Source organism: Pseudomonas sp. HMWF021 (genome assembly GCF_003061005.1).
In the GTDB taxonomy this organism is placed as follows: Bacteria; Pseudomonadota; Gammaproteobacteria; order Pseudomonadales; family Pseudomonadaceae; genus Aquipseudomonas.
The window spans coordinates 1-4969 of the sequence record NZ_QAIK01000090.1 but is presented as its reverse complement, the minus strand read 5'-3'; the positions used below and the strand labels follow the sequence as shown (position 1 = coordinate 4969).

General features: G+C 61.4%; 4 protein-coding genes. All 4 read left to right on the top strand.

All coding sequences use genetic code 11. The annotated features are described in order from the left end of the window. Positions 1 to 105: 105 nt before the first annotated feature. Positions 106 to 1881, top strand: a complete 1776-nt coding sequence (gene gcl, locus DBR18_RS12145; RefSeq protein WP_108590493.1) for a glyoxylate carboligase — start codon at positions 106 to 108, stop codon at positions 1879 to 1881. 155 nt (positions 1882 to 2036) lie between these two features. Further along, positions 2037 to 2819: a hydroxypyruvate isomerase gene (hyi, locus tag DBR18_RS12140; RefSeq protein ID WP_007961652.1), complete on the top strand. Its 783-nt coding sequence runs from the start codon at positions 2037 to 2039 to the stop codon at positions 2817 to 2819. A gap of 131 nt (positions 2820 to 2950) precedes the next feature. Then, a complete protein-coding gene (locus DBR18_RS12130) occupies positions 2951 to 3844 on the top strand; it encodes a 2-hydroxy-3-oxopropionate reductase (RefSeq protein ID WP_003222962.1) in 894 nt (297 codons plus the stop codon). A gap of 170 nt (positions 3845 to 4014) precedes the next feature. Continuing rightward, positions 4015 to 4969, top strand: a 955-nt coding sequence (locus DBR18_RS12125; RefSeq protein WP_108590492.1) for a glycerate kinase, incomplete at its 3' end; no start/stop codon positions are given.

Sequence of the window (4969 nt, the reverse complement as noted above, 5' to 3'; positions counted from 1 at the left end):
GAAACAGGCGCTTGAGAAAATGGATTGACCTGCGCCGTCCGCCGTGAATACACTCTGCGCAAAGCCACTTGTATACAATTACAAAACGTAAAGAGGCACAAAACCATGAGCAAAATGAGAGCAATCGAAGCCGCCGTTCTGGTGATGCGCCGTGAAGGGGTTGATACCGCTTTTGGCATTCCGGGTGCTGCGATCAACCCGCTGTACTCCGCACTGAAAAAAGTCGGTGGCATCGATCACGTCCTCGCTCGCCACGTCGAAGGCGCGTCGCACATGGCCGAGGGTTACACACGCACCAAGGCCGGCAACATCGGCGTGTGCATCGGAACGTCCGGCCCGGCCGGTACCGACATGGTCACCGGGCTCTACAGCGCCTCGGCCGACTCGATCCCCATCCTCTGCATTACCGGCCAGGCACCCCGCGCCCGTATGCACAAGGAAGACTTCCAGGCCGTCGACATCACCAGCATCGTCAAGCCCGTCACCAAGTGGGCGACCACGGTTCTGGAGCCGGGCCAGGTGCCTTACGCGTTCCAGAAAGCCTTTTACGAAATGCGCTCCGGCCGTCCAGGCCCGGTGCTGATCGACCTGCCGTTCGACGTGCAGATGGCTGAAATCGAATTCGACATCGACGCTTACCAGCCACTGCCGCTGGCCAAGCCGACCGCGACCCGCGTTCAGGTCGAGAAGGCGCTGGCTTTGCTGGATCAGGCCGAGCGCCCATTGCTGGTGGCCGGTGGCGGCATCATCAATGCCGACGCCAGCGATTTGCTGGTGGAATTCGCCGAGCTGACCGGTATTCCGGTGATCCCGACCCTGATGGGCTGGGGCACCATCCCTGACGATCACCCGCTGATGGTCGGCATGGTCGGTCTGCAGACGTCGCACCGCTACGGCAACGCCACGATGCTGAAATCCGACGTGGTGCTGGGTATCGGCAACCGTTGGGCCAACCGTCACACCGGTTCGGTCGACGTTTACACCGAAGGGCGCAAGTTCATTCACGTCGACATCGAAGGCACCCAGATCGGCCGCGTGTTCACCCCGGACCTGGGCATCGTGTCCGACGCCGCTGCCGCGCTGACCGTGTTCATTGAAGTCGCCCGGGAATGGCAAGCCGCCGGCAAGCTGAAAAACCGCAGCGCCTGGCTGCAGGATTGCCAGCAGCGCAAGGCCAGCCTGCAACGCAAGACCCACTTCGACAACGTGCCGGTCAAGCCGCAGCGCGTTTACGAAGAAATGAACCAGGTGTTCGGCAAAGACACCTGCTACGTCAGCACCATCGGTCTGTCGCAGATTGCCGGCGCGCAGTTCCTGCACGTCTACAAGCCGCGTCACTGGATCAACTGCGGTCAGGCCGGCCCGTTGGGCTGGACCATTCCGGCAGCGCTGGGCGTGGTCAAGGCCGATCCGAACCGTAAAGTCGTGGCCCTGTCGGGGGACTATGACTTCCAGTTCATGATCGAAGAACTGGCGGTCGGCGCTCAGTTCAAACTGCCTTACATCCACGTCGTGGTGAACAACTCGTACCTGGGCCTGATTCGTCAGGCGCAGCGCGGGTTCGAAATGGACTACTGCGTGCAGCTGTCCTTCGATAACCTGAACGCGCCGGAACTCAACGGTTACGGTGTCGATCACGTCGCTGTCGCCGAAGGCCTGGGCTGCAAGGCACTGCGTGTGTTCGAACCGGCGGACATCGCCCCTGCCCTGCGCAAGGCCGAAGAGCTGATCGAAGAGTTCAAGGTGCCGGTGATCGTCGAAATCATCCTGGAGCGTGTGACCAACATCTCCATGGGGACCGAGATCAACGCCGTCAACGAATTCGAAGACCTGGCGCTGGTCGGCAACGACGCGCCAACGGCGATTTCGTTGCTCGACTGATCTGCCGGGATTTGATGGCCGCGGTTACTCCCCTGTAGGAGCTGCCGCAGGCTGCGATCTTTTGATCTTGTTTTTCAGGATCAGGATCAAAAGATCGCAACCTGCGGCAGCTCCTACACAGGGCCATCATCATTAATTCGCAACAGGAGACCACCATGCCGCGTTTCGCTGCCAACCTGTCCATGCTGTTCACCGAACAGGATTTCCTCGCCCGTTTCGACGCCGCCGCCAAGGCCGGTTTCAGTGGTGTGGAATACCTGTTCCCGTACGACTTCAGCTCTGCCGAAATCAAGGCAAAGCTCGATGCCAACGGTCTGACCCAAGTGCTGTTCAACCTGCCGGCCGGTGACTGGGCCAAAGGCGAGCGCGGTATCGCCTGCCTGCCGGATCGCGTTGAAGAATTCCGCGCCGGGGTCGATCTGGCGATTGCCTACGCGCAAGTGCTGGGCAACACCCAGGTCAACTGCCTGGCCGGTATCCGTCCGCAAGGCGTGGACGATGCCACCGTGGAAAAGACCTTCGTCGCCAACCTCAAGTACGCGGCCGACAAGCTGCAGGCGGCCGGTATCAAACTGGTGATGGAAGCGATCAACACCCGCGACATCCCGGGTTTCTACCTGAACAACACGGCGCAAGCCCTGTCGATTCGCGAGCAGGTCGGCAGCGCCAATCTGTTCCTGCAATACGACATCTACCACATGCAAATCATGGAAGGCGATCTGGCCCGCACCCTGCAATCGCATCTGGCGGAGATCAACCACGTGCAGCTCGCGGACAACCCGGGGCGCAACGAGCCGGGCACCGGTGAGATCAACTACCGCTTCCTGTTCGAACACCTGGATCGCATCGGTTATCAGGGTTGGGTTGGCTGTGAATACAAGCCACTGACCACCACTGAAGCCGGTCTTGGCTGGTTGAAAACCCACAACGCAATCTGAACGAACACATGACCCTGTAGGAGCTGCCGAAGGCTGCGATCTTTTGACTTTGCTTTTCAAGATCAAGATCAAAAGATCGCAGGCTTCGCCAGCTCCTACAGGGAGCCACACAAAAACAAGAGGATTTTCTCATGGCTAAAATCGGATTTATCGGCACCGGCATCATGGGCCACCCAATGGCTTCGAACCTGCAGAAAGCCGGTCACAGCCTGTTCCTGTCGGCGCACCACGACGCTGCCCCGGCCGACCTGGTTGCCGCTGGCGCCGTCGCCCTGGCCAACCCGCGCGAAGTGGCGCAGGAAGCCGAATTCATTATCGTCATGGTGCCGGATACCCCACAGGTCGACGACGTACTGTTCCGCGCTGACGGCGTTGCCGCCGGCATCGGCAAAGGCAAAGTGGTGATCGACATGAGTTCGATCTCGCCAACCGCCACCAAGGCCTTCGCCAAGAAGATCAACGAGAAAGGTGCTCAGTACCTCGACGCGCCAGTGTCCGGCGGTGAAGTCGGCGCCAAGGCTGCGACCCTGAGCATCATGGTTGGTGGCGACGCCGATGCCTTCGAACGCGCCCTGCCGCTGTTCCAGGCCATGGGCAAGAACATCACTCTGGTCGGTGGCAATGGCGACGGTCAGACCGCCAAAGTGGCCAACCAGATCATCGTCGCGCTGAACATTCAGGCCGTGGCTGAAGCCCTGCTGTTCGCCTCGAAAAACGGCGCTGATCCGGCCAAGGTGCGTGAAGCACTGATGGGCGGTTTCGCCTCCTCGAAGATCCTCGAAGTGCACGGCGAGCGCATGATCAAGGGCACCTTCGATCCAGGCTTCCGCATCAGCCTGCACCAGAAAGACCTGAACCTGGCCCTGCAAGGCGCCAAGGAGCTGAACATCAACCTGCCGAACACCGCCAACGCCCAGCAGGTGTTCAGCACCTGCGCAGCGATCGGTGGCAGCAACTGGGACCACTCGGCGCTGATCAAGGGTCTGGAACACATGGCCAACTTCTCGATTCGCGACAAAAAATAATCTGCGCTTCTGGCTCGCTCCCTGTGGGAGCGGGCTTGCCCGCGATGGCATCGACTCGGTCCGTCTGAATGACCGCGGCGCCTGAATCGCTGGCAAGCCAGCTCCCACAAGGATCGCGTTGCTGCACCGTTGTCGTTCCATCCCAATAACAAGAATTCCGGGAGCCCGCCATGTCGGTCGATCCGCAACAACTGCTGCGCGAGCTGTTTGCCACAGCCATCGACGCGGCCCATCCCAACCAGGTCCTCGAAGCCCATCTGCCTGCCGATCGTACGGGTCGGGTGATCGTCATCGGTGCCGGCAAAGCCGCCGCCGCCATGGCACAGGTGGTCGAGCGCAGCTGGCAAGGTGAAGTCTCGGGCCTGGTAGTGACCCGTTACGGTCACGGCGCCCCGTGCGAAAAAATCGAAGTGGTCGAAGCCGCGCATCCGGTACCGGACGCTGCCGGCCTGGCCGTGGCCAAACGCGTGCTGGAACTGGTCAGCAACCTGAGCGAAGACGACCGCGTGATCTTCCTGCTGTCCGGTGGCGGCTCTGCCCTGCTCGCCCTGCCGGCCGAAGGCATCACCCTGGCCGACAAGCAGTCGATCAACAAAGCCCTGCTCAAATCCGGCGCGACCATCGGCGAGATGAACTGCGTGCGCAAGCACCTCTCGGCAATCAAGGGCGGACGCCTGGGCAAGGCCTGCTGGCCTGCCACGGTTTACACCTACGCGATTTCCGATGTGCCGGGCGACCTCGCCACGGTCATCGCCTCCGGCCCGACCGTGGCCGACCCAAGCACCTCCGCCGAAGCCCTGGCGATCCTCAAGCGCTACGACATTGAAGTCCCAGCCTCGGTGCGCAACTGGCTGCAAAGCCCGGAATCGGAAACCGTCAAACCCGGCGATCCAAGCCTGGCCCGCAGCCACTTCCAGCTGATCGCCCGCCCGCAGCAATCGCTGGATGCTGCGGCGGTGAAATGCCGTCAGGCCGGTTTCAGCACGCTGATCCTCGGCGACCTTGAAGGTGAATCCCGCGAAGTGGCGAAAGTCCATGCCGGCATCGCCCGGCAGATCATCAATCACGGGCAGCCACTGGCAGCGCCGTGCGTGATTCTGTCCGGCGGCGAAACCACCGTGACCG